A 22,994-nucleotide genomic window follows, 5' to 3' on the forward strand; every position below is an offset into this window, starting at 1 on the left:
AATTTACTACCCGTGGTAGTGTAGTTGTCGGTTTTTTGTGAACAGCGCACCACAAAAAAGGAATTTTCTAATTTTATAGCAAAGGAATAATCACCGTGGGCAATATTATTTCGCCGTCAGAATTAAAAACCATTCTGCACTCCAAACGTGCCAATTTATATTATCTGCAATATTGTCGGGTGCTGGTAAACGGTGGCCGGGTAGAATATGTCACGGATGAAGGACGGCAGTCGTTGTATTGGAATATTCCTATCGCCAACACCACGGTGGTGATGCTGGGCACCGGCACGTCGGTCACGCAAGCGGCGATGCGTGAATTCGCCAAGGCCGGCGTGCTGGTTGGCTTTTGCGGCGGTGGCGGCACGCCGCTGTACGCAGCCAATGAGGTCGAGGTCGACGTTTCCTGGTTAACCTCACAGAGCGAATACCGTCCTACTGAATATTTACAGCACTGGGTGAGTTTCTGGTTTGACGAACAATACCGTCTGGCGGCGGCCGTCGCTTTTCAGCGTGTACGCATTGCGAAAATAAAACAGCACTGGCTGAGCCCTGCCATGCAGCGGGAAAGTGGGTTTAATTTATCCCAGGAGCGGCTGCTGCAATTATTATCCCGTTATGAAAATAGCCTTGCAGATTGCCGCAACGGCACCGATTTATTAACGCAGGAAGCGGTGATGACCAAGGTGTTATATAAATTAGCGGCGCAGGCGGTGAGCTACGGCGATTTTACCCGCGCCAAACGCGGTGGCGGGGCGGATGTCGCCAATCGTTTTCTCGACCACGGCAATTACCTGGCTTACGGGCTGGCGGCGGTGGCCACCTGGGTGATCGGTTTACCCCACGGGCTGGCGGTGCTGCATGGCAAAACCCGGCGCGGTGGGCTGGTGTTTGACGTGGCCGATCTGATTAAAGACGCGCTGATCCTGCCGCAGGCGTTTATCGCCGCCATGGAAGGGGAAGATGAACAGACGTTTCGCCAACGTTGCCTGAATGGCTTCCAAAAGGCGCAGGCGTTGGACGTCATGATTGACGCCCTGCAGGATACGGCACTTCAACTGAGTCAGGTGGCGCGATGAATATCATGCTGGTGGCGCAGTGCAGCAAACGGGCGCTGGTGGAAACGCGGCGTATTCTCGACCAGTTCGCCGAACGCCGCGGCGACCGTACCTGGCAAACGGCGATTACGCTGGAGGGGCTGAATACCTTGCGCCGTCTGCTGCGTAAAACCGCGCGGCGCAATACGGCGGTGGCCTGCCACTGGATTAAAGGCGCCAACCAAACCGAGTTATTGTGGATTGTCGGCAACCCGCGCTGTTTTAACCGACAGGGCGCGGTGCCGACCAACGTCACGCAGCGCGATATTCTGCGCCAGCAGGATGAAGATCAGTGGCGCAGCGCGGAATGCATCAGCCTGCTGGCCGCCATCGCTGGTCTGTTCCACGACTTCGGCAAGGCCAACGCCCTGTTCCAGCAGGGGTTGTGTGGGCAGGCCAAGGGCTATCAGCCTTACCGTCATGAATGGGTGTCGCTACGGCTGTTTTGCGCTTGGGTGGGCGAGCGCAGCGATCGGGAGTGGCTGGCGGCGCTGAGTGAGATCGACGCAGATGATGATGCGCGTATGTTGGCTGCGCTGGTAGACGATGATGTGTCGCCCTCTGCTTCCGTTTTTGCCGCGTTGCCGCCGTTGGCTACCACCGTGGCCTGGCTGATTGTTTCCCACCACCGTTTGCCGACCTACCTTGGTGCTGACCATGCGCCGGATCCGACGCAGATGGACACCTGGCTTACGCGACAACTGGATGCGATGTGGAACGTCCCTCCTCATCAGCTTGCCGACTGGAGCCGGGAGGAGAGGAAAGCGGTATGGACATTTCCCGACGGCACGCCGATCCGCAGCCGGCACTGGCGTGCCAAGGCGCATAAATTTGCCCGGCGCGCCCTGTTGCAGCCGGCGTTATTACAGTTTGGCGTGCTGCAACAGCGTTTTACCAGCCATATGGCCCGCCTGACGCTGATGCTGGCAGACCACCACTATTCATCATTACCGACCACCACCGCTGCCTGGCAGGATGAAGGCTATCACGCCTATGCCAATAGCGATCGGCAGAGCGGTCGGTTAAAGCAAAAGCTGGATGAACACACCATCGGCGTCGGACAGAACGCGCTGCTGTTGGGGCGCAGTCTACCGAAGATCCGCCGGACACTGCCGGCGATAACCCGTCATAAAGGTTTTCAGCGCCGCAGCACGCAGGAGCGCTTCCGCTGGCAGGATAAGGCATTCGACGTGGCCGCTGCATTGCGGGAGCGCAGCGTGCGACAGGGATTTTTTGGGGTCAACATGGCCTCGACCGGCTGCGGAAAAACCTTTGCCAATGCGCGCATTATGTATGCCTTGGCTGACGAGGCGCTGGGCTGCCGGTTCTCGGTGGCGCTTGGGCTGCGCACCCTGACCTTACAGACCGGCGATGCGCTGCGGGATAAATTGCATCTGCAGGATGATGATCTGGCTGTGCTGATTGGCTCTGCGGCGGTCAGCCAGCTCCATCAGCTGCGGCAGAAAGAAGCCGCGCCGGGCGGCAGCGCCTCGACTGAAGCGCTGCTGGCGGAGCATCACTATGTTAGTTATGAGGGCAGCCTGGACGACGGGCGGCTGAGCCGTTGGCTGCAGGAGCGTTCGCCGTTAAATAAATTGCTTAGCGCGCCGGTGCTGGTGACCACCATCGATCATCTGATCGGCGCGACGGAGGGCGTGCGCGGCGGGCAACAGATCGCCCCAATGCTGCGACTATTGACCGCCGATCTGGTGTTGGATGAACCGGATGATTTTGATCTTAACGATCTGCCGGCGCTGTGCCGCTTGGTCAACTGGGCCGGCATGCTGGGCAGCCGGGTGCTGCTCTCTTCCGCCACCTTGCCGCCGGCGCTGATTGAGGCGCTGTTTAACGCCTATTGCGCCGGCCGACAGGATTACCAGCAGGTGTGCGGCCAGCCCGACACGCCGCTGAACATATGTTGCGCCTGGTTCGATGAACATGAAGCCAGGCAGCAGGACATCGCCGATGCCGCTGGTTTTAAGCAGGCGCACGGTGCTTTTGTCGAACGCCGCGTGAAGCGTCTGGGCAGCACGCAAGTGCTGCGCCAGATGGCGCTGATTCCCATTGATGCCTCCAGCCAGCGCAAGGGCGACGTGCTGGACAGCGTGGCGACGACATTTTCAACGGCGATGCACCGCCTTCATCACGATCATCATCAATGCCATCCGTCCGGACAACGGGTATCGCTGGGGGTTGTACGCATGGCGAATATCGATCCGCTGGTGGCGGTGGCCCGGCGTCTGATGAATACGGCGTCGCCGGCGGATACGCGGGTGCACTACTGCGTTTACCACAGCCAGCACCCGCTGATGATGCGTTCGCATATCGAGCAGCGTCTGGACCAGACGCTGACGCGTTACGATCCGCAGGGGCTGTGGCAGATCCCGGAAATTGAGCAGGCGCTGCGCCGTTACCCTGAAAAAAATCAGCTGTTTGTGGTGCTGGCGACCTCGGTGGCCGAAGTCGGGCGCGATCATGACTATGACTGGGCGCTGGCCGAACCCAGCTCGATGCGTTCACTGATTCAGCTGGCGGGGCGCATTCAGCGCCACCGGCGGCAGCCCTGTGAGACGGCGAATTTATGGGTGCTCCGGCAAAATATCAGGGCGCTGCGCGGGGCAGAACCCGCCTACACGCGACCGGGTTTTGAGTCCGCCGCCTTTACGCTGAACCGTCACGATCTTAGCGACATCTTGCGGCCCGAACAGTATCAGGCCATCAGCGCCGTTCCGCGCATCCAACAGCGTAGATCGCTGTCTTATAAAGAGAACTTTGTCGATCTGGAGCACTACAGTCTGCGGGTCAAACTGCAGGGGCTGAAAGGGCAAAAAACCTATTACGCTGCGCAGTGGTGGCGGGAGCAGGCAACCTGGAGCGGTGAACAGCAGCGGCTGACGCCGTTCCGTCATTCCGCGCCCGACAAACGTCACTACCTGTGGATAGCGGAAGAGGGAGATACGCCGTGCTTTAAGTTTCCCGATCTGCAGCTAGGACAATGGCGTGAGAGCGCCGGATTCCGCGAAGCGTCGCTGGCCTTGGCCGACGGCGTCAGCGCGTGGTTTGAACTGAACTATCTCGATGTGTATCAGCGGCTGGCGGAGCAGTTGAACAAGGAACTGAGTGATATCAGTCAGCTGTTTGGCGAAGTGTGTTTGCGTCGAGAGGAGGGGGATGCGTCATGGCATTACCACCCGCTGTTGGGAGTGTTTGGCGCACTGGAATAACCATATGAATGGAATAAGGAGGCATATGGAACACGATGGGTTAGTGCAATCAATTATTGCCTATGTCGATAGCCGAAGGCAGCCAAAGCTGGAAGCCTTCGATAAAGACACGGAGAAAAAGCTGGCCGGGTTAAGCGATGCGCTGGAGATTGCCGCCGTCAGGCAGAGGGCGGCAGAGCAGCGGCGTGAGCTGGAGCAGCGTTATGAGGTGCGTAACTGGCTGACGGATGCGGCGAACCGCGCCGGGCAGATCGGTCTGGTGACCCATGCGCTGAAGTTTACCCACAGCGATGCCAAAGGCAGTAGCATTTTTGCGGTGCAGGAGGATGAAGACGCCCGCTACCTGACCACCGCAACGTTGCGCCAGCCGGCGATCGACGCGGTTGGTAACGCTGCAGCTCTGGACGTCGCCAAGCTGCTGCAAATGGAACATCGGGGCGACACGCTGATCGCCCAGCTTAACCGTGGCGATGAGAGTGCGCTGGCAGCGCTGGCGGAGGATGAACAGCAGTTAAACCAGTGGGTCAGCGGCTTTAAACAGGTTCTGATCAACAAGCAGCCTGCCTCCCATGCGCTGGCAAAACAGCTCTATTTTCCGATCGGCGATAACCAGTATCACCTGCTGAGTCCATTGTTTTCCTCCTCGTTGGCGCAGGCGCTGCATCAGCGTCTGACGCAGGCGCGTTTTAGCGAACAGGCGAAGGCGATTTCCGCCGCGGTCCGGGCGGGAAAATGGCACGCAGAAACGCGCGTGATGTACCCCAATCTGGCAGTGCAAAGCATGGGCGGCACCAAACCGCAGAATATTTCCTACCTTAACAGCACGCGCGGCGGCCGTAACTGGCTGCTGAACTGTGCCGCGCCGCAGTGGCTCACGCAGTCCAAGCCGCCGTTAAAACACACCTCTATTTTTTACCGTAGCAGCGAGTTCAGCGCGATAGCGCGCGATGCGGTGCGACAGCTGCGTGCCTACCTGCTTAGCGTCCAGCCCAGGGACAGCACAATGGAGATCCGCCAGCGGCGCGCGGCCGGCGTCGATGAAGTGATTGATATGTTGTTCAGCTACGCCGCCGGCCTCCAGAACCTGGAAGCGCAGGCCGGCTGGAGCGCGGAGGCAGAGTGTCGCCTGAAGCGATCCCAGCAGCTGTGGTTGGATCCGCTGAGAGGGCGCGTCGATCCGGATTTCCGCGCCGAACGCGAAGCCGGCGACTGGCAGCGGGAGATCGCGCTGGACTTCGGCGTATGGCTTAACAGACAGCTGGAGCATGAACAGATGCTGTTTAGCGAAGTGGAACGCAGGGAATGGTCAACGGCGCCGCTGTTTAAGCAGCGCCTGCGTGAGTTTGAGGCGGAGTGGGCGGAGGCGGCGCTATGAGTTCGTTAATTGTTTTGCGCCATGTTCGCGTGGAGAACGCCAACGCTATTGCGGGGCTGACCTATGGCTTTCCGGCCATCAGCCACTTTCTCGGTTTTACCCATGCGCTGTCGCGCAGGCTGCAGCACAGCCGAGGCCTGACGCTGGATAACTGCGGTGTGGTGTGCCACCAGCAGCAGTTGCAGGCGTACTCCTCCGGTTACGACAGGGTGTTCGCTCTGACGCGCAATCCGTTAACCAAAGAGGCTAAAACGGCGGCGTTCAATGAAGAAGGGCGCATGCATATCACCGTATCGCTGGTGGTGGAGTGCAACGGCGTCATCGACGGCGGTGAAGCCGGTGCGCAGGCGCTGGCAGATGAGTTGGCCCGCCTGAGTCTGAGCCAGCGTCTGGCCGGCGGCACCATTGTCGATATCGGTAACGTCAGCGTGATGGCATATCCCGCCACGCCGGCAGCGCTGCGACGTATTACCCGCCGGCTGCTGCCGGGCTTCGCGCTGCTGGATCGTTCCGAACTGCTGTACGACCACTATCAGACGCTGCATGCAAGTAATCCGCAGGTGGAGATGCTGGACGCCTGGCTGGATTTCGCCGCGCTGAAACAGCAGGCAGAAGGCGACGAGCAGAGCGAACACGTTGAGTGGCGCTACCTGCCGAAGCCGGCTGCCGGCTATCTGGTGCCGTTGCAAACCGGCTACCGGGCGATTTCTCCGCTGTACGCGCCGGACGAGGTTAAAAACACCCGGGATGCGGCCACGCCGTTCCGTTTTGCCGAAGCGCTGTATGGCGTCGGCGAATGGCGCAGCCTGCACCGCATTAGCGACCTGCCGCAGATGTTATGGCAATACCACCATCAAGATGACTGCTACCTGTGCCGCGGCGTGATGTCGGCGCAGGAAGAGTACGCAGAATTTAATGAAGAATAATTTAAAGGATTAATGACATGGCTAAAGCAACGATTAAAACGGCATCCGTACTGGCTTTTGAACGTAAACTGGCGAACTCCGACGCCATGATGTACGCCGGCCTGTGGCAACAGGACACGTGGCAGCCGGTGAAGATTCAGGAAAAGGCGGTGCGCGGTACCATCTCCAACCGTTTGAAGAATGCGCTGACCAGCGATCCGGCCAAGCTGGACGCCGAGATTCAAAAAGCCAACCTGCAGCGGGTAGACGTGGCTGCGTTGCCGTTCGATGCTGATACGCTGAAGGTCAGCTTTACCCTGCGGGTGATGGGCAACCTGGCGACGCCGTCGGTGTGTAACGATCAGGATTATCAGGCCGCGCTGGCGCAGATTATCAACGGCTATATTACGGAACACGGCTTTGCCGTATTGGCGGCGCGCTATGCGGAAAACCTGGCCAACGGTCGCTTCTTGTGGCGCAACCGGGTTGGTGCCGAGGCGATTAAAGTCTGCGTCAGCAGCAACGAGCAGCGCTGGGAGTTTAACGGTGAAGATTACAGCCTGCGTGCCTTCAGCCAGCCGGACGGCGCGCTGGCTGAGCTGGCACAGGCGATCGAACGTGGTCTGTCGGGCGACAGCTTTGCCTTCTTCCGTGTAGATGCCTATGTGCGGCTGGGGCAGGGGCAGGAAGTGTTCCCGTCGCAGGAGCTGGTGTTGGACAGCAACAGCAAGAAAAGCAAAATCCTCTATCAGGTCAATGAGGTTGCTGCGCTGCACTCACAGAAGGTGGGCAACGCCTTGCGCACTATCGATACCTGGTATCCAGATGCCGTTGAATTAGGTCTGGGGCCGATTGCCGTGGAGCCTTACGGTTCGGTCACCAGCCGCGGCAAGGCCTACCGTCAGCCGAAGCAGAAAATGGATTTCTATACCCTGCTGGATAACTGGGTGACCAAAGGGCAGGTGCCGGAGGTGGAGCAGCAGCATTACGTGATGGCGATTCTGGTGCGCGGCGGCGTGTTCGGCGAGAAGGGCGAATAAGGGGAGCCTATGGACCACTATATCGAACTCCGCGTACTGCCCGATCCGGAATTCAGCGCGCCGATGCTGTTGGAGGCGCTGTTTGCCAAGCTGCACCGGGCGTTGGGTGCGGTTGGCAAGGGGCGTATCGGCGTCAGTTTTCCCGATGCAGGCAAAACGTTGGGGGAACGGCTGCGGCTGCACGGTTCGCTGGCGGAATTGACCGAGCTGGAGCAGCACGGCTGGCGTAAAGGCCTGCGTGATTACACCGAAAGCAGCGCGATATTGCCGGTGCCGGCAGGGGCGGCGTATCGCACGGTGCGTCGCGTGCAGGTGAAAAGCAGCGCAGAGCGGCTACAGCGCCGTTCGGTCGCCAAAGGCTGGCTGACGATGGAGCAGGCGCAGGAACGTATTCCGGCGGCGAAAGCGCAGCGCAGCACGCTGCCGTTTATCCGCCTGAAAAGCCTCTCCAACGGCCAGTCTTTTTTATTGTTTATCGAACAGGGCATGTTGCGCAGTACGCCGACCGCCGGTGAGTTCAGCGCTTATGGCCTGAGTGCTATCGCCACCGTTCCCTGGTTCTGACCCTTTTTCTGTACGCAATCCTAACCTGTTGATTTAGCAGGTTAGGATTGAAGCGTCTGAAAAAAGGGTTTTTAGCGGAAGAATGAGGGTCTGGCTGTTAAAACAGTCAGTTAGATGTAAATGGCAACAGTTCACTGCCGTACAGGCAGCTTAGAAACAATTTTTGCATATGTGAAGCGATGCAGTTCTGTTCACTGCCGTACAGGCAGCTTAGAAAATTTTATCGGCGATACGGTTGCTTGTGCTGTTGTTCACTGCCGTACAGGCAGCTTAGAAAATCAACAATCTTTTTGTTCTGGGTATCTACGGGTTCACTGCCGTACAGGCAGCTTAGAAAGTATAGCCGTCTCCATTTACGTTATAGATTGAGTTCACTGCCGTACAGGCAGCTTAGAAAGTCAATCTTAGAGAGTACGGAAAAAAACGCATGTTCACTGCCGTACAGGCAGCTTAGAAAGAAGACAGAGAGCGGTAATCGAGTCATAAACAGTTCACTGCCGTACAGGCAGCTTAGAAAAGTACGGATCCGAAAGCCATGCGTGCTGAGGCGTTCACTGCCGTACAGGCAGCTTAGAAATGGAAGGTATCGGCGACGGTTTCCTGACGGATGTTCACTGCCGTACAGGCAGCTTAGAAACGCCACTATAAGAACGGCGTCAGCGATGCTTAGTTCACTGCCGTACAGGCAGCTTAGAAAAGGGAATGAAACCGGCGGTTCATACCAGCGATGTTCACTGCCGTACAGGCAGCTTAGAGAAATCAGAATTCAGGCCGGGTTAACCGGCCTTTATTTAATCTGATTTATTCATTTTTTTTCTAATATGACGAACCAGCATAAATGTCAGCTTGCATAAAATTATGGATATTATTGTGTTTAAAAATAAAACTATTGCTATAGCCATGAAATCCCATGGTTCCGGATACCCCCCAATAATATCTGTAATGTTTGTTGCGGTATCCAGAGACATTACATGATGTATGTTGCGCCTGATGAAGTGATAAAATGGAAACCATACGCCAACGTTCATCAGGAATATGATGAAAACAGCTAATTTTGCCAGTATTAAAAATGCCTTTTTCATCCGCTTACCTTGCATTCTCCGTTGCTAATCACATCAATGATACCATACGCGCGCAATCTCATATTTCTGATATTGATTGTTTTAGTCCTCAGTAGAGCACTACGAATTGCTGCAAAGTCTGAGTGATGTTTTAGCGTGATACAACCATATGATATCGTTCCCGGATGCAGTCTAAAATTCCCTCGCTTGACGCCATTTATCCATGTGTGATCGTCTATCTTCCCGTCGTCCCTGAATAGTCCAAACCACTCATTTTTTCCGGTAGGTATATTGCGTAAATTCCGGTTTAGCACATCACTAAACCACGTTGCTATTGGTTCACGAATGCCACCGGTAGGGCGATCAACGATCCAGTATTTGCCCGAGGGGATTGGCCCCTCGTTGGGAATCATCCCACACCCTGGCGCGTTCCGGTAATTACCGTCGCCGGAGAACGCCATAAACGTGCCGATGCCATAAATCGTCAGCGGTGAATAATCCGCATCATTAACTATAAACTTCCCGTATAGTGCCATGTTTCCCATCCGTGATTGATAAAGTCGCGCCATTCCTGCGCTCTGAAAACATAAACCACCGCGTATTTTTTTCAATCACCCTTGACAAAATCAGGGCTTTGCTTAGCGTTATCATTGCCAATGTCTGATTGATGCACTGATTTCTTGGGGCAATATTGGGACTCACTACCGTACAGGCAGCTTAGAAACTCATCGCCCTCTCGTTTTAAATCAAGCGCATGTTCACTGCCGCACAGGCAGCCTCTCAATCCGGTGGTAAGATGCTGTTAACAGCCTAAAGGAGACCCCGGTGGAACAGAGCGAACAACAGCAGCATATCATCCGCTTCCTCAGCAAACAGCACGTGCTGACGCTCTGCGCCGGCAACGGCGTGGACATGTGGTGCGCCAACTGTTTTTACGTGTTTGACGCCGAGCGCATGGCGCTGTGGCTGATGACCGAACCGCATACCCGCCACGGGCAGCTGATGCAGCAGCATGCTGAAGTGGTCGGCACCATTGCGCCAAAGCCCAAAAGCATCGCGCTGATTAAAGGCGTCCAGTATCGCGCAGAGGCGCGCATACTGAGCGGTGATGAAGAGCAACAGGCGCGCGCCCGTTACTGCAAGCGTTTCCCGGTGGCAAAAGCCATGTCGGCCACCCTGTGGCAACTGAGCCTGCAGGAGGTGAAGATGACCGACAACGTTCTCGGTTTTGGCACCAAGTTGTTTTGGGCCCGCAGCTAGCGCAGGCACCCTGCCGATCCAGGGTTTGTTACCTGTCTTATACTTACATGGAAAGCGACAACGGCACGGGAGGCATTATGGCACGGGTATTGATAACGGGCGCTACCGGGCTGGTGGGCGGCGAGCTGTTGCGCCTGCTGCTGGCGGACCGGCGGGTGACGGCGATTACCGCCCCCAGCCGCCGGCCGCTGCCGCCGCATGACAAACTGACCAACCCGGTGGGCGACGATCTGTTCGCCCTGCTGACGGAGCTGGATCAGCCGGTTGACGCGGTGTTCTGCTGTCTTGGCACCACGCGGCAGCAGGCCGGCAGCGACGGCAATTTTCACTATGTCGACTATACGCTGGTGGTGGAAAGCGCGCTGACCGGCCGTCGGCTCGGCGCACAGCACTGTCTGGCGGTGAGCGCGATGGGTGCCAGCCCGCACTCCACCTTCCTGTATAACCGCATCAAAGGGGAGATGGAGCAGGCGTTGCGCGAGCAGGGCTGGCAGCGTCTGACGCTGGTGCGGCCGTCGATGCTGCTGGGTAAACGCACTGCGCCGCGTTTACTGGAGCGCGTAGCCCAGCCGCTATTCAGGCTGCTGCCCGGCAGATGGAAATCGGTCGCCGCCCGCGATGTGGCGCAGACCCTGCTGGAGCAGGCGTTCAGCCCCGGCGACGGCGTCAGGGTGCTGGAGTCCGATCGGCTGCAGCACGGGGAGCGTCTGGCGCACTGACATCGATGCAGAGGCCATCGTACGCCAGCTCCAGCCCCGGCGGCAGCGGGTGCGTCAGCAGCCAGGCGTCGAGCCGGTGACTGATATGCGTCAGTAGGGTGCGCTGCGGCAACAGCCGTTGCTGAATCTCCAGCGCGCGGGTGAGGTCATTATGGTTGCGCGGCGCCTGTGCCTGCGGTGGCAGGCTGCAGTCCAGCACCAGCAGATCCAGGCGGACGCCCTGCAGAAAACGCAGGGTGTCCGGCGGCAGACCGACGGTATCGGTCAGGTAGGCCAGCGTGCGGTCGGCGCTCTGGATCAGGTAACCGTGGGTGATTTTAGAGTGGATCAGCGGCAGCGGGGTGATGCGCAGTCCGCCCAGCGTCACGCTGACAAACGGCGCCAGCGGCGGCTGAAAGTCCAGAATGCCGGGGTGTTTGAACAGATCGTCGCAGCCCTGTTCATCGGGTGGGCCGTACACCGGAATGGCGCTTCCACACCCCCAGCGCAAATGAAATAACCCCTGAACGTGATCCATGTGGTAATGTGTCAGTAAAAAACGCTGAATTTGCCCCGCCGAAAACCGCCGCTCCAATGACGTCAATCCCGCATCAATTAACGTAGTTTCCCCCTGATAATCCAGCATGGCGCTGCATGCGCGACGACGCCGGGCCGGCTCACGGCGTGCCCGTTGGCAGATGGCGCACGCGCAGCCAAATGCCGGCACCTGCTGGGCGCCGCCGGTGCCGAGAAAAGTCAGTTGCATGGTGTCTCCTCGCGCCGCAGCGCCGTCAGCAGTTGCAGCAGCGCCGCCAGCGTTTCGCTCAGCTCGCCGTTGTTATCTAGCCGCAGGCAGTCGGACGGCACGCTGTAGGCCGCCGCACGCGCCAGCCGCTGTTCAATCTGCCCGCTGTCTTCGCGGCCGCGCCGCTCCAGACGCCGGCGCAGCACCGCCGGTTCAACCTGCAGGCACAGCGGCAGCAGCTGCGCGCCGTAGCGCTGACGGGCGTAGGGCAGATAGGCGCGCGAGCCGTTGATCACCACGTCGATCCCCTGCAACAGCCACAGATCGACTTCGATCCCTAACGCATAACGGGTGTGATGGGCCTGCCAGTCCAGCGCGAACAGGCCGTTGGCGCGCCGGCGCAGAAACTCGCGTTCACTCAGCGCCACGTGGTTCTCACAGCCGGCCTGCGCCGGGCGGGTGATATAGCGGTGCGCCACCAGCGGCGCGCTGTCCGCCGCGTTGCGCAGGGCGGCCAGCAGGCTGTCCTTGCCGGAGCCGGAGGCCCCCATCAGATAGATAAGCTGCGCCATCAGAACACCTGCCGTCCCTGACGCCACACGTGCTGCACATAGATATGCTCGCCGTGCGCGCGCGCCAGCACCAGATCGGCGCGCAGCCCCTCGGCAATGGTGCCGCGATCGGCTAACCCCAATGCCCGCGCCGGGTTGCGGGTGACCATCGCCACCGACTGCGGCAGGTCATAACCGTTGCGCGCGTCGGCGGCCAGGAGGAACGCCGCGTCGAGCAGGCTGGCGGGGTAGTAGTCGGAAGAGAGGATATCCAGCACCCCCTGCGCCGCCAGCTGATGCGCCGCCACGTTGCCGGAGTGCGAGCCGCCGCGCACGATGTTCGGCGCTCCCATCAGCACCTGCAGCCCCTGCCGGTGCGAGGCGCGGGCCGCTTCCTCGGTGGTGGGGAACTCGGCGATCGCGCTGCCCAGCGCGCAGGACTCGGCAACGTGCGCGGCGGTGGCGTCGTCATGGCTGGCGAGCGCAATGCCCCGTTCGCGACAGCGTTCGGCAATGGCCTGGCGGTTCGGCGTCGCCCAGCGGGCTGACAGCGCGACCTGCTGCTGTTCATACTCATCCATCGCGGCGTCGCTCAGGTTATATTTGCCCTGATAATATTCGCGATACTTGGCGCGCGAGGCGAACTGGCGCTGGCCCGGCGAATGGTCCATCAGCGACACCAGCGACACGCCCGGTTTATCCATCAGCTGTTCAAACAGCGGCAGCGTGCCGGCGTTGGGCAGTTCACAGCGCAGGTGCAGGCGGTGTTCGGCGCGGTTTACCCCGGCGCGCTGGCTGTGGATCACCGCGTCGATCATTTTTTGCAGGTTCTCCAGCCGGTGGCCGCCGTCGCGTACATCGCCTATCGCCACCGCGTCCAGCACCGTGGTGATGCCGCAGGCAACCATCAGCGCGTCGTGGCTGCTCATGGCGGAGTGGGCCGGCCAGTCCACGTTGGGGCGCGGCATAAAGAATTTATCCAGGTTATCGGTATGCAGTTCGATCAGGCCCGGCAGCAGCCAGCCGCCTTCGCCGTCCAGCGCCTGCGGCAGACGGCTGTGGCCGTCGGCAAAGCTGCGGATCACGCCGTCGCCCATCTCCAGCGAGCCGTTCACCACCTGGTCGTCCAGCACCAGCTTTACGTTATTAATAATCATCACGGCGTCTCCAGCGCCTGCGGCGCTTGCATGATGTGCAGCCGGTCGGCGACCTGAGTGCGCACCTGGTCGTCATGAAAAATGCCGACGATGGCGGCACCGCGCCGGCGCGCCTGTTCGACCAAGGCGACCACCGCCGCGCTGTTGCGTGCGTCCAGCGAGGCGGTGGGCTCATCCAGCAGCAGGATCGGGTAGTCGACGATAAAGCCGCGGGCGATGTTGACCCGCTGCTGTTCGCCGCCGGAAAAGGTGGACGGCGCCAGCCCCCACAGCCGTTGCGGCACGTTAAGCCGGCTGAGCAGCGCGCTGGCGCGCTCGCGGCACTCGTCATGCGCCACGCCCAGCTCCAGCAGCGGCTGCATCACCACCTCCAGCGCGCTGATACGCGGGATCACCCGCAGAAACTGGCTGACCCAGCCCAGCGTCCGGCGGCGCACCGCCAGGATCTGCCGCGCCTCCGCCTGCGCCATATCGATCCATTCTCCCTGATGGTCCAGCCAGATATGGCCGCTGTCCGGCAGGTAGTTGGCGTACAGCGAGCGCAGCAGGGTGGACTTACCGCTGCCGGAGTGGCCGTGCAGCACCACGCATTCGCCGGCGCTGACCGTCAGGCTGGCGTCGTGCAGCACCGGCAGCCGCGTCCCGTGCTGCTGGTGCAGCACAAAGGTCTTGCTCAGATGTTCGACGCGAATTTTGATCGTCATAGATTCCCCACTCAGTTACGACAACACGGAAGACACCAGCAGTTGGGTATAGGGATGGTGCGGGTCGTCCAGCACCCGGTCGGTCAGGCCGCTTTCCACCACTTCCCCCTGTTTCATCACCAGCAGCCGGTGCGCCAGCAGGCGCGCGACGCCCAGATCGTGGGTGACGATCACCGCCGCCAGCCGCATCTCCACCACCAGCGTGCGCAGCAGATCCAGCAGCCGCGCCTGCACCGACACGTCCAGCCCGCCGGTCGGTTCGTCCATAAACACCAGCTTGGGATGGGTGACCAGGTTGCGGGCGATCTGCAGCCGCTGCTGCATGCCGCCGGAAAAGGTGGTGGGCAGATCGTCAAGGCGCGACAGCGGGATCTCGACGTCCTCCAGCCATTGCCCGGCCTGACGGCGGATATCGCCGTAGTGGCGCTGGCCGACGGCCATCAGCCGCTCGCCGATATTGCCGCCGGCGGACACCTGCGGCCGCAGCCCGTCCAGCGGGTGCTGGTGCACCACGCCCCAGTCGGTGCGCAGCAGGCGGCGGCGCGCGCTCTCCGCCATGGCGTACAGATCCTGCTCCTGCCCGGCCTGCGGACGGTAGAGGATGCGCCCCTGCTGCGGCGCCAGCCGCGCCGAGATGCTTTTCAACAGGGTGGTTTTACCGGAGCCGGATTCGCCGACGATGCCCAGCACTTCGCCGGGGTAAATATCAAAAGAGACGTCGCTGAAGCCTTTGCCCGGCGCGTACAGATGGGTCAGACGCTCGACCGACAGCAGCGGGGCGTCGTGTAACGGTGTGGTGCTCATGGGCGCGGTGTCTCCGTGGATGACGCCAGCTGCTGCCGGCAGTAGTCGGTATCTGAGCAGACGAACATGCGGTTGCCCTGATCGTCGAGCACCACCTCGTCCAGGTAGCTGCTGCGGGAACCGCACAACGCACAGGGCTGCTCCCACTGCTGGACGCTAAACGGGTGATCGTCAAAGTCCAGGCTGACCACTTTGGTGTACGGCGGCAGGGCGTAGATCCGCTTCTCCCGCCCGGCGCCGAACAATTGCAGCGCCGGCATCATATGCATCTTCGGGTTGTCGAATTTCGGGATCGGCGACGGGTCCATCACGTAGCGGTCATTGACCTTCACCGGGTAGGCGTAGGTGGTGGCTATATGGCCGTAGCGGGCGATATCCTCGTAGAGTTTCACCTGCATCACGCCGTACTCCTCCAGCGCGTGCATTTTGCGCGTTTCGGTTTCGCGCGGTTCGATAAAGCGCAGCGGCTCCGGAATCGGCACCTGATAGATCAGGATCTGGTCTTCCCGCAGCGGCGTTTCCGGGATGCGGTGGCGGGTCTGGATCAGCGTAGCCTCGACGGTACGTTCGGTGGTGGCGACGCCGGCAACGCGCTGGAAGAAGCGGCGAATCGAGACCGCGTTGGTGGTGTCGTCCGCGCCCTGATCGATGACTTTCAGCACGTCGGCGTCGCCGACCACGCTGGCGGTCAGCTGGATGCCGCCGGTGCCCCAGCCGTAGGGCATCGGCATCTCGCGGCCGCCGAACGGCACCTGATAGCCGGGGATGGCCACGCCCTTCAGGATGGCGCGGCGGATCATGCGTTTGGTCTGTTCATCCAGATAGCCGGGGTTGTAGCCGCTCAGTACGTTACTCATGGGGCGTCTCCTGCGTGGGCTCGCCGCGCTGCCGCAGGCGTTGCAGCAGTTCCAGTTCCGCCTGGAAATCCACATAGTGCGGCAGTTTCAGATGGGACACGAAGCCGGCGGCCTCGACGTTATCGGCGTGGGACAGCACGAACTCTTCGTCCTGTGCCGGGCTGTCGCCGTCTTCCGCGTACTCGTCCTTCTGCAGGGCGCGGTCCACCAGCGCCATCGCCATCGCTTTGCGCTCGGCGCGGCCGAACACCAGGCCGTAGCCGCGGGTAAAGTGCGGCGGCTGCTGTTCCGGGGCGACAAAGCCGTTCACCATCTCGCACTCGGTCAGCAGGATTTCGCCGATGTCGATGGCGAAGCCCAGCTCTTCCGGCACGATCTCCACCGTGACATAGCCGCTGCGGATCTCGCCGGCGAACGGGTGGTTGCGGCCATAGCCGCGCTGGGTGGAGTAGCCGAGCGCCAGCAGAAAGCCTTCATCGCCGCGCACCAGTTGCTGCAGGCGCGCCGAGCGCGGGCAGGGGTAGACCGGCGGCGTGCGGGTGATATCCGCCGGCGTGCTGCCGTCGTCCTGTTCCGCCTGCGCCAGCTGCTGGCGGCTCAGCAGGCTGAACACGTGCGGGCAGCCGGTTGCCGGCGCATCGTCGGCGAGCTGCGGCGTTGCATCGGGCGCGCCGCCGTCCGCCAGCAGCGCGAAGTCCAGCAGCCGGTGGGTGTAGTCATAGGTCGGGCCGAGCAGCTGGCCGCCGGGCAGGTCTTTGTAAATCGCCGAAATGCGGCGTTCCAGCCGCATCTGCTCGGTGAGTAATGGCTCACTGACGGCCAGGCGCGGCAGCGTGGTGCGGTAGGCGCGCAGCAGGAAAATCGCCTCCACCAGATCGCCGCTGGCCTGCTTAATCGCCAGCGCCGCCAGTTCACGGTCATAGACGCCGCCTTCGGTCATGACCCGGTCCACCGCCAGCCCGAGCTGCTGCTCCACCTGCGCGGCCGTCAGCGCCGGTTGTGCCGGGTCGCCGCGTCGCAGTTGCTCCTGCAGTCGGTGCGCGGCCTCAATGGCTTTTTCGCCCCCTTTTACGGCTACGTACATCAGCATTCCTCCAGATGAGTGGTGCGCGGGATGGCCAGCAGCGCGTCGCCGCAGGTCAGAATCACGTCAAGCCCGAGCGGGAAGGGCTGCGGGCGCGCCAGCAGATAGCGGCGCAGCGCCTCCGGCAACGGCGGCGCGATGGTGCGGCTGTGGGCAATGCCGGGGCCGCGCAGCCGCAGCGGCGCGCCGTTTTCCAGATCGTCGAGCTGGACGATCAGCGTCGCGCCTTGTTCCGGCGCCAGTTCGTCGCCGTGCGGCAGCGCGTGCAGATCCGCCTCCTGCAGGCGCGGGCCGTAAACGGCGAACGCCGCCTGCGCCGCCGAGGAGGCCTGCGGCGCGCCGGTGTGGAAACGAAGGTTAGTCAGCACCTGCTCACTGTTCAGCGCCGGTTCGATCAGGAGCGGCGTTTCGCCGTCGGCCAGCGTCAGCAAGGCGGCGGTGGTGGCGGCGTTAAGCGGCGGCCACTGCGGCCCGTCCGTCAACCGCACCGTGACGCCCGGCTCGCTCAATGCTTTCAGGATCAGGCGGAACGTCTGCTGCGCCTGCGCCACCGGGCTGGCGAAACCATCCAGTAAACTCATGGCGACTCTCCCCGTACCAGCGTAAAGAAATCGACCCGGCTGGTGGCCACCTCGCGGGCGCGCTGCTGGCGTTGTTCCTGCTGCGCCGCCGCCAGCGGGGCGATCAGCTGTTGCTGCAGCCGTTCCTGGTATGCCGGCTGTTGCAGCAGGGCGTCGACCAGCGCGCACAGTTCAGCATGCGCCTTATCGCGCCCGGCAACGTAGCTGTAGCCGTGGCCGCCGCTTTCCAGCTGCACCACCGCGCGGGTAACGGTCATATCACCCAGCACAAAGCGGCGGCCGGTGGCGCCCATGCGCCCCTGCAGCTGTGTCAGGCCAATCTCCGGCGCGCGCAGCAGCCGGTACTCGGGGTTCAGGTTCAGCGCCTGCCAGTGGCTGCGCAGCTGGGCCGGCCGGCTGTGCGCCAGCACCGACATCCAGCGTTGTCGTGATGAGAGAGAGGACATTCAGTGCTCCATGGTCAGTTCGAGCATATCGGCGCGCGCCAGGCTGACGGAGTATTCCGCCAGCCGGTCGCTGCCGCTGCAGACGTTGAGGGTGCGCACGCACAGCAGCGGCGCGTCGGCGGCCAGTTCCAGCAGTTGGCGCTCTTTCGCCTGCGCCTGCCGGGCGCTGATGCGCGTCTGGCGGCGGCTGAGCGGCTGATGGATATGCTGTTCAATAAATTCATGCAGCGATCCCTGGCGGAACTGCTGCAGGGCCGGCCACCAGTCGAGGTCGGGCAGGTAGTGGTCGATCACGCTCATCGGTACGCCGTTTACCCGGCGCAGGGTACGCAGGTGGATCGCCTGCTGGCCCTCCTCACAGCCCAGCGCGCTGGCGATGTGGTCGTTGCACGGGCGCAATACTGCGAGTAAGCACTCACTGGTGGGGTGGTTGCCCTGCTCGAGCAGGTTCTGGGTAAAGCGGGTTTTGGCGTGCAGCGGGTAGTCGTAAGGGCGCATCAGCACCAAAATGCCGACGCCGTGGCGGCGCTGCAGCCAGCCGCGCTCCACCAACTGATCCACCGCCCGGCGCAGGGTATGGCGGTTGACCTGATAATGGTCCGCTAGCTGCTGTTCCGAAGGCAGGTAGTCGCCGCCGCGGTAACGGCTGCGTAGCTCTTCTTCCAGCTGCGCCGCGATTTGCTGATAGCGTGTAGGGTAACTGGTAGGATGTCTAGATATCTGCGTCATGGTTAAAACCTCCGTGCGCCAATCGCCGCTAACAGCGCCGGTGCGGCGGCTGGGAGGCGGTTGGTGATGGGGCTTATCCTGCCGGGCGCAGATGACGCTGAGGTGACGGCGATGTGGCGAACAGATGAACTATTTTCGACAGGCGGGTGCGCCCGGCGCGCTATCGCGCTAAGCTAGCGCCATTGTTTGTTGCTTGCTGGTTACTCTCATGTCTCAACCTTTACCTGCCTCCGGCAGCCAGACGCGTTCATGGCCGCTGTGGAAACCCGTGCTGTTTTTACTGGTGGTCGCCGTCGGTCTGTACTACGTCAAATGGCAGCCTTACTACGGTAAGGCGTTTGTCGCGGCGGAAAGCCACTCCATCGGCGGCTCGATCCTGGCCGATGGTGCGCATAACCCGTGGATAGCGGCGTGGCAGTACGCGCTGACCTACTTTGCGGCGGTGTGGAAGGCCGCGCTGCTGGGCGTGCTGGTGGGGTCACTGGTGCAGGTGTTGATTCCGCGCGACTGGCTGGTGCGTACGCTGGGGCATCAGCGTTTCTCCGGCACGCTGCTGGGGTCGCTGATCGCGCTGCCGGGCATGATGTGCACCTGCTGCGCGGCGCCGGTGGCGGCCGGTTTACGCCGCCAGTCGGTATCCAGCGGTGCGGCGCTGGCGTTTTGGCTCAGCAACCCGGTGCTGAACCCGGCCACGCTGATTTTTATGGGCTTTGTGCTGGGCTGGCAGTTTGCCGCCATGCGTCTGGCGGCCGGTGTGATCATGGTGCTGGGCGTGGCCTGGCTGGTGCAGCGTCTGACCGCAAACGACGTGCCGCCGGCGAGCGAAGCGGTGACGACTCTGCCGGCGTGCGAGAACGCGCCTCAGCCGTTCCTGCGCCGCTGGATGGCGGCGCTGTGGACGCTGTTTTGGTCAACCATCCCGGTTTATATTCTGGCGGTGCTGCTGTTGGGGGCGGCGCGGGTCTGGCTGTTCCCGCACGCCGAGGGCGCGGTAGATAACAGCCTGCTGTGGATTATCGGCCTGGCGCTTGCCGGCTGTCTGTTTGTGATTCCCACCGCGGCGGAAATTCCGATCGTGCAGGCGATGATGCTGGCGGGCATGGGCCCCGGCCCGGCGCTGGCGCTGCTGATGACGCTGCCGGCGGTCAGCCTGCCGTCGCTGCTGATGCTGAAGAAGGCCTTCACCGCCAAAGCGCTGTGCCTGACGGCGGCGCTGGTGGCGCTGTGCGGCATCCTGACCGGCATGGTCGGGATGTTTATATTCTAAAAAGTTGCGGGGATGCAAAAATGCATCCCCGCTTCACGCTCAGCGCAGCTTATGCACCACCTGATTGCTGCTGCCGCGCCAAATCAGCGCCGGATCGCGCAACGCCTGCACGAACTTCCCGTCGATCAGCACGTTGATCAGATTTACCACCCGTAGCTGCGCCTCGTCCAGCTCCGCCAGCCGGTAGCCGGTCCACAGCCAGATATCTTTACCGGGGCATTCAGCGCGTACCCGCTGCACCAGCCGTAATATCTCCGGCACATTGGCCGGATGCAGCGGATCGCCGCCGGACAGCGACAATCCCTGGCGTGTAATGCGCGGGTCGTTGAGGTCGGCGATAATCTGGTCCGCCAGCGCCGCAGTAAACGGCTGGCCGGAATCAAGCCGCCAGGTGCTCTGGTTGTAGCAGCCGCGGCACTGGTGCACGCAGCCGGCGACAAACAGCGTGCAGCGGGTGCCGGGGCCGTTGACCACGTCGACGGGGTAATACTGGTGATAATTCATCGCCGATCCTTTCGTAAACGGCCGGCCGGGCCGTTAGCCCAACTGCCCGTTATCCAGATGCTTCACCCGGCGTTTAACCTCTTCCTGCTTGCCGGCGTTGAATGGCCGCGCGTCCGGGCTGCCGAGATAGCCGCAGACGCGGCGGGTGACCGACACCTTGGCAGAGTCGTGATTGCCGCATTTCGGGCAGGTAAACCCTTTGCTGGTGCAGGAGAACTCGCCGGTGTAGCCGCATTGGTAACACTCGTCGATCGGCGTATTGGTGCCGTAATAGGGCACGCGGCTGTAGCTGTAGTCCCACACGTCTTCCAGCGCCTTCAGGTTATGCTGCAGGTTCGGATATTCGCCGTAACAGATAAAGCCGCCGTTGGCCAACGGCGGGTAAGGCGCCTCGAAGTCCAGCTTGTCGTACGGATTCACCTTTTTCTCGACGTCGAGGTGGAAGCTGTTGGTGTAGTAGCCCTTGTCGGTCACCCCCGGTACCACGCCGAAATCGGCGGTGTCCAGCCGGCAGAAGCGGTCGCATAGGTTTTCGCTCGGGGTGCTGTACAGGCTGAAGCCGTAGCCGGTTTCCTCTTTCCAGCTTTCGGTGGCGGCGCGCAGACGTTCGACAATGGCGACGGCCTTGGCGCGCAGCGCCTGGTCATCGAACAGGTGCCCGGCGTTGCCGAACAGCGCGTTGATGGTTTCATGAATGCCGATATAGCCGAGGGAGATCGACGCCCGGCCGTTTTTGAAGATCTCGGCGATATCGTCGTCGGCGTTCAGCCGCACGCCGCAGGCCCCTTCCATATACAGAATCGGCGCCACGCGCGCCTTGATGCCCTGCAGGCGTGCGATGCGCGTCATCAGCGCCTTTTTCGCCAGCAGCAGGCGGCGATCCAGCAACTGCCAGAAGCGCTCCTCATTGCCCTGTGACTCCAGCGCAATGCGCGGCAGATTAAGGCTGATGACGCCGAGGTTGTTGCGCCCGTCGTGCACCGGCTTACCGTTCTCCTGATAGCTGCCGAGGAAGCTGCGGCAGCCCATCGGCGTTTTAAACGAACCGGTTACCTGCACCACCTGATCGTAATTGAGGATATCGGGGTACATGCGTTTGCTGGCGCACTCCAGCGCCAGCTGCTTGATGTCGTAGTTCCGATCGCCGTAACGGTGGTTGAGGCCGTCGCGGATGGCGAATACCAGCTTCGGGAACACCGCCGTTTTGCGGTTTTTCCCCAGCCCGGCGATGCGGTTTTTCAGGATCGACTGCTGGATCAGCCGCGACTGCCAGCTGGTGCCGAGGCCGAAGCCAAAGGTGACGAACGGCGTCTGGCCGTTGGCGGTATGCAGCGTATTGACCTCATACTCCAGAGACTGGAAAGCGTCGTAACACTCTTTTTCAGTGCGCGCCATGGCATAGCCCGCTACGTCCGGGATCTGCCACTCTTCGGCTACCTGCTGGTGTTTGCGGAAGCTGGCGCTGACGTACGGCGCCAGGATCTCATCAATACGGTTGATGGTAGTGCCGCCATAGATATGGCTGGCCACCTGCGCGATGATCTGCGCGGTGACCGCGGTGGCGGTGGAGATCGATTTCGGCGTTTCGATCTCGGCGTTGCCCATTTTAAAGCCGTTGGTCAGCATGCCCTGCAGGTCGATCAGCATGCAGTTGAACATCGGGAAAAACGGCGCGTAGTCCAGATCGTGGTAGTGAATTTCACCGCGTTCGTGGGCCAGCACCACGTCGCGCGGCAGGATATGCTGCTTGGCATAGTGTTTGGCGACAATGCCGGCCAGCAGATCGCGCTGGGTGGGAATGACCTTGCTGTCTTTATTGGCGTTTTCATTCAGCAGCGCGGCGTTGCTTTGTTCGACCAGGCCGCGGATCTCCTGATTCAGCCGGCCGCGCAGTTCGCGGGCGACGTCGCGGTCGTGACGGTATTCGATATAGGCGCGCGCCAGCTGCTTGTATTCGCCGGCCATCAGCCGGTTTTCCACCGCCTGCTGAATATCATGGATATCCAGCCGCGGCTGGCGGGACATCTGTTGAGCGACTTCACGGGCGACGGCGGCGCAATACTCACTGTCGTTCACCTCGGCGGCGCGGGCGGCGCGTTCGATGGCCTGTTTGATACGTGCTTCGTCGAAGGGAACCTGACAGCCGTCCCGTTTAATCACTACTGGTTTCACGTCGTTCTCCTTGTTCCGCCGATGGGAACAGATAGCCGTTTCAGCTTATCCACAGGGCAATGCCGCAGCGGGTCTGGGCTACGGGGCAGTGTGGATGATTTTGTGGATAAATACTATATATAGTCGCTGGTGGTAATGGAAATACTATATATGGGTATTGGCGGGATTTTCT

The 22,994-nt window shown here is 61.2% G+C and carries 23 protein-coding genes and 1 CRISPR repeat array; of the genes, 9 read left to right on the forward strand and 14 right to left on the reverse strand.

What is annotated here, in order from left to right; genetic code table 11:
* The first annotated feature begins 95 nt into the window (after nt 1–95).
* From cas1f to cas6f, 6 genes are read left to right on the forward strand one after another with little or no spacing between them, the layout of a single operon-like run.
* Nucleotides 96–1,076: a type I-F CRISPR-associated endonuclease Cas1f gene (gene cas1f, locus TAN611_RS02390; protein ID WP_203067214.1), complete on the forward strand. Its 981-nt coding sequence runs from the start codon at nt 96–98 to the stop codon at nt 1,074–1,076.
* Nucleotides 1,073–4,318, forward strand: a complete 3,246-nt coding sequence (gene cas3f, locus TAN611_RS02395; RefSeq protein WP_203067215.1) for a type I-F CRISPR-associated helicase Cas3f — start codon at nt 1,073–1,075, stop codon at nt 4,316–4,318. The genes cas1f and cas3f overlap by 4 nt, the downstream gene beginning before the upstream one ends.
* A 25-nt stretch (nt 4,319–4,343) precedes the next feature.
* Nucleotides 4,344–5,693: a type I-F CRISPR-associated protein Csy1 gene (gene csy1 / locus TAN611_RS02400; RefSeq protein WP_203067216.1), complete on the forward strand. Its 1,350-nt coding sequence runs from the start codon at nt 4,344–4,346 to the stop codon at nt 5,691–5,693.
* Nucleotides 5,690–6,619: a type I-F CRISPR-associated protein Csy2 gene (csy2, locus tag TAN611_RS02405; protein WP_203067217.1), complete on the forward strand. Its 930-nt coding sequence runs from the start codon at nt 5,690–5,692 to the stop codon at nt 6,617–6,619. Before csy1 ends, csy2 begins: the two co-directional genes overlap by 4 nt.
* Nucleotides 6,620–6,636: 17 nt before the next feature.
* On the forward strand, nt 6,637–7,638 hold the full coding sequence (gene csy3 / locus TAN611_RS02410) for a type I-F CRISPR-associated protein Csy3 (protein WP_187043767.1): 1,002 nt from the start codon (nt 6,637–6,639) through the stop codon (nt 7,636–7,638).
* A 9-nt stretch (nt 7,639–7,647) separates the two neighbouring features.
* A complete protein-coding gene (gene cas6f / locus TAN611_RS02415; RefSeq protein ID WP_203067218.1) occupies nt 7,648–8,202 on the forward strand; it encodes a type I-F CRISPR-associated endoribonuclease Cas6/Csy4 in 555 nt (184 codons plus the stop codon).
* A gap of 129 nt (nt 8,203–8,331) precedes the next feature.
* A CRISPR array of direct repeats spans nt 8,332–8,959; the repeat unit is 26 nt; unit sequence GTTCACTGCCGTACAGGCAGCTTAGA.
* A 34-nt stretch (nt 8,960–8,993) separates the two neighbouring features.
* On the opposite strand, the gene TAN611_RS02420 is transcribed toward cas6f, so the two are convergent.
* Both TAN611_RS02420 and TAN611_RS02425 read right to left on the reverse strand, forming a co-directional pair.
* A complete protein-coding gene (locus tag TAN611_RS02420; protein ID WP_187043761.1) occupies nt 8,994–9,284 on the reverse strand; it encodes a hypothetical protein in 291 nt (96 codons plus the stop codon).
* On the reverse strand, nt 9,281–9,799 hold the full coding sequence (locus TAN611_RS02425; RefSeq protein WP_187043760.1) for a DUF2778 domain-containing protein: 519 nt from the start codon (nt 9,797–9,799) through the stop codon (nt 9,281–9,283). Before TAN611_RS02425 ends, TAN611_RS02420 begins: the two co-directional genes overlap by 4 nt.
* A 289-nt stretch (nt 9,800–10,088) precedes the next feature.
* Between TAN611_RS02425 and TAN611_RS02430 the strand changes: the two genes are divergently transcribed.
* Together TAN611_RS02430 and TAN611_RS02435 are read left to right on the forward strand one after the other, a co-directional pair.
* Nucleotides 10,089–10,523 carry a YhbP family protein gene (locus TAN611_RS02430; RefSeq protein WP_203067219.1) on the forward strand — a complete coding sequence of 145 codons (435 nt, stop codon included), beginning with the start codon at nt 10,089–10,091 and terminating at the stop codon, nt 10,521–10,523.
* A 77-nt stretch (nt 10,524–10,600) separates the two neighbouring features.
* A complete protein-coding gene (locus TAN611_RS02435; protein ID WP_105233194.1) occupies nt 10,601–11,242 on the forward strand; it encodes an NAD(P)H-binding protein in 642 nt (213 codons plus the stop codon).
* On the opposite strand, the gene phnP is transcribed toward TAN611_RS02435, so the two are convergent.
* The 10 genes from phnP to phnF are packed head-to-tail and all read right to left on the reverse strand — an operon-like array spanning nt 11,190 to nt 18,879.
* The gene (gene phnP, locus TAN611_RS02440; RefSeq protein ID WP_203067220.1) at nt 11,190–11,987 is read right to left on the reverse strand and encodes a phosphonate metabolism protein PhnP; all 798 of its coding nucleotides are present in this window, start codon (nt 11,985–11,987) and stop codon (nt 11,190–11,192) included. The two genes, TAN611_RS02435 and phnP, sit on opposite strands and share 53 nt — an antisense overlap.
* A complete protein-coding gene (gene phnN, locus TAN611_RS02445; RefSeq protein ID WP_203067221.1) occupies nt 11,978–12,538 on the reverse strand; it encodes a ribose 1,5-bisphosphokinase in 561 nt (186 codons plus the stop codon). Before phnN ends, phnP begins: the two co-directional genes overlap by 10 nt.
* A complete protein-coding gene (gene phnM / locus TAN611_RS02450) occupies nt 12,538–13,674 on the reverse strand; it encodes an alpha-D-ribose 1-methylphosphonate 5-triphosphate diphosphatase (RefSeq protein WP_187043755.1) in 1,137 nt (378 codons plus the stop codon). The genes phnN and phnM overlap by 1 nt, the downstream gene beginning before the upstream one ends.
* The gene (gene phnL / locus TAN611_RS02455; RefSeq protein ID WP_105229556.1) at nt 13,674–14,378 is read right to left on the reverse strand and encodes a phosphonate C-P lyase system protein PhnL; all 705 of its coding nucleotides are present in this window, start codon (nt 14,376–14,378) and stop codon (nt 13,674–13,676) included. The genes phnM and phnL overlap by 1 nt, the downstream gene beginning before the upstream one ends.
* A gap of 15 nt (nt 14,379–14,393) precedes the next feature.
* Nucleotides 14,394–15,182 carry a phosphonate C-P lyase system protein PhnK gene (gene phnK / locus TAN611_RS02460; RefSeq protein ID WP_105229557.1) on the reverse strand — a complete coding sequence of 263 codons (789 nt, stop codon included), beginning with the start codon at nt 15,180–15,182 and terminating at the stop codon, nt 14,394–14,396.
* Nucleotides 15,179–16,039, reverse strand: a complete 861-nt coding sequence (locus tag TAN611_RS02465; protein WP_105229558.1) for an alpha-D-ribose 1-methylphosphonate 5-phosphate C-P-lyase PhnJ — start codon at nt 16,037–16,039, stop codon at nt 15,179–15,181. Before TAN611_RS02465 ends, phnK begins: the two co-directional genes overlap by 4 nt.
* Complete coding sequence (locus tag TAN611_RS02470) at nt 16,032–17,123, reverse strand: carbon-phosphorus lyase complex subunit PhnI (protein ID WP_105233195.1); 1,092 nt, start codon at nt 17,121–17,123, stop codon at nt 16,032–16,034. Before TAN611_RS02470 ends, TAN611_RS02465 begins: the two co-directional genes overlap by 8 nt.
* Entirely contained in the window at nt 17,123–17,704 is a 582-nt protein-coding gene (gene phnH / locus TAN611_RS02475) for a phosphonate C-P lyase system protein PhnH (protein WP_203067222.1), read from the reverse strand. The genes TAN611_RS02470 and phnH overlap by 1 nt, the downstream gene beginning before the upstream one ends.
* The gene (gene phnG / locus TAN611_RS02480) at nt 17,701–18,150 is read right to left on the reverse strand and encodes a phosphonate C-P lyase system protein PhnG (protein ID WP_105229560.1); all 450 of its coding nucleotides are present in this window, start codon (nt 18,148–18,150) and stop codon (nt 17,701–17,703) included. Before phnG ends, phnH begins: the two co-directional genes overlap by 4 nt.
* The gene (gene phnF, locus TAN611_RS02485; protein WP_105229561.1) at nt 18,151–18,879 is read right to left on the reverse strand and encodes a phosphonate metabolism transcriptional regulator PhnF; all 729 of its coding nucleotides are present in this window, start codon (nt 18,877–18,879) and stop codon (nt 18,151–18,153) included. It abuts the gene before it with no gap.
* A 208-nt stretch (nt 18,880–19,087) separates the two neighbouring features.
* Between phnF and TAN611_RS02490 the strand changes: the two genes are divergently transcribed.
* Nucleotides 19,088–20,146: a permease gene (locus TAN611_RS02490; RefSeq protein ID WP_203067223.1), complete on the forward strand. Its 1,059-nt coding sequence runs from the start codon at nt 19,088–19,090 to the stop codon at nt 20,144–20,146.
* Nucleotides 20,147–20,185: 39 nt separating this feature from the next.
* On the opposite strand, the gene nrdG is transcribed toward TAN611_RS02490, so the two are convergent.
* Both nrdG and nrdD read right to left on the reverse strand, forming a co-directional pair.
* On the reverse strand, nt 20,186–20,650 hold the full coding sequence (gene nrdG, locus TAN611_RS02495) for an anaerobic ribonucleoside-triphosphate reductase-activating protein (RefSeq protein WP_203067224.1): 465 nt from the start codon (nt 20,648–20,650) through the stop codon (nt 20,186–20,188).
* Nucleotides 20,651–20,683: 33 nt separating this feature from the next.
* Nucleotides 20,684–22,822: an anaerobic ribonucleoside-triphosphate reductase gene (gene nrdD / locus TAN611_RS02500; protein WP_105229564.1), complete on the reverse strand. Its 2,139-nt coding sequence runs from the start codon at nt 22,820–22,822 to the stop codon at nt 20,684–20,686.
* Nucleotides 22,823–22,994 lie beyond the last annotated feature (172 nt).

Origin of the sequence: Serratia sp. Tan611, assembly GCF_905188235.1 — a bacterium.
Classification (GTDB): Bacteria; Pseudomonadota; Gammaproteobacteria; order Enterobacterales; family Enterobacteriaceae; genus Serratia_B; species Serratia_B rhizosphaerae.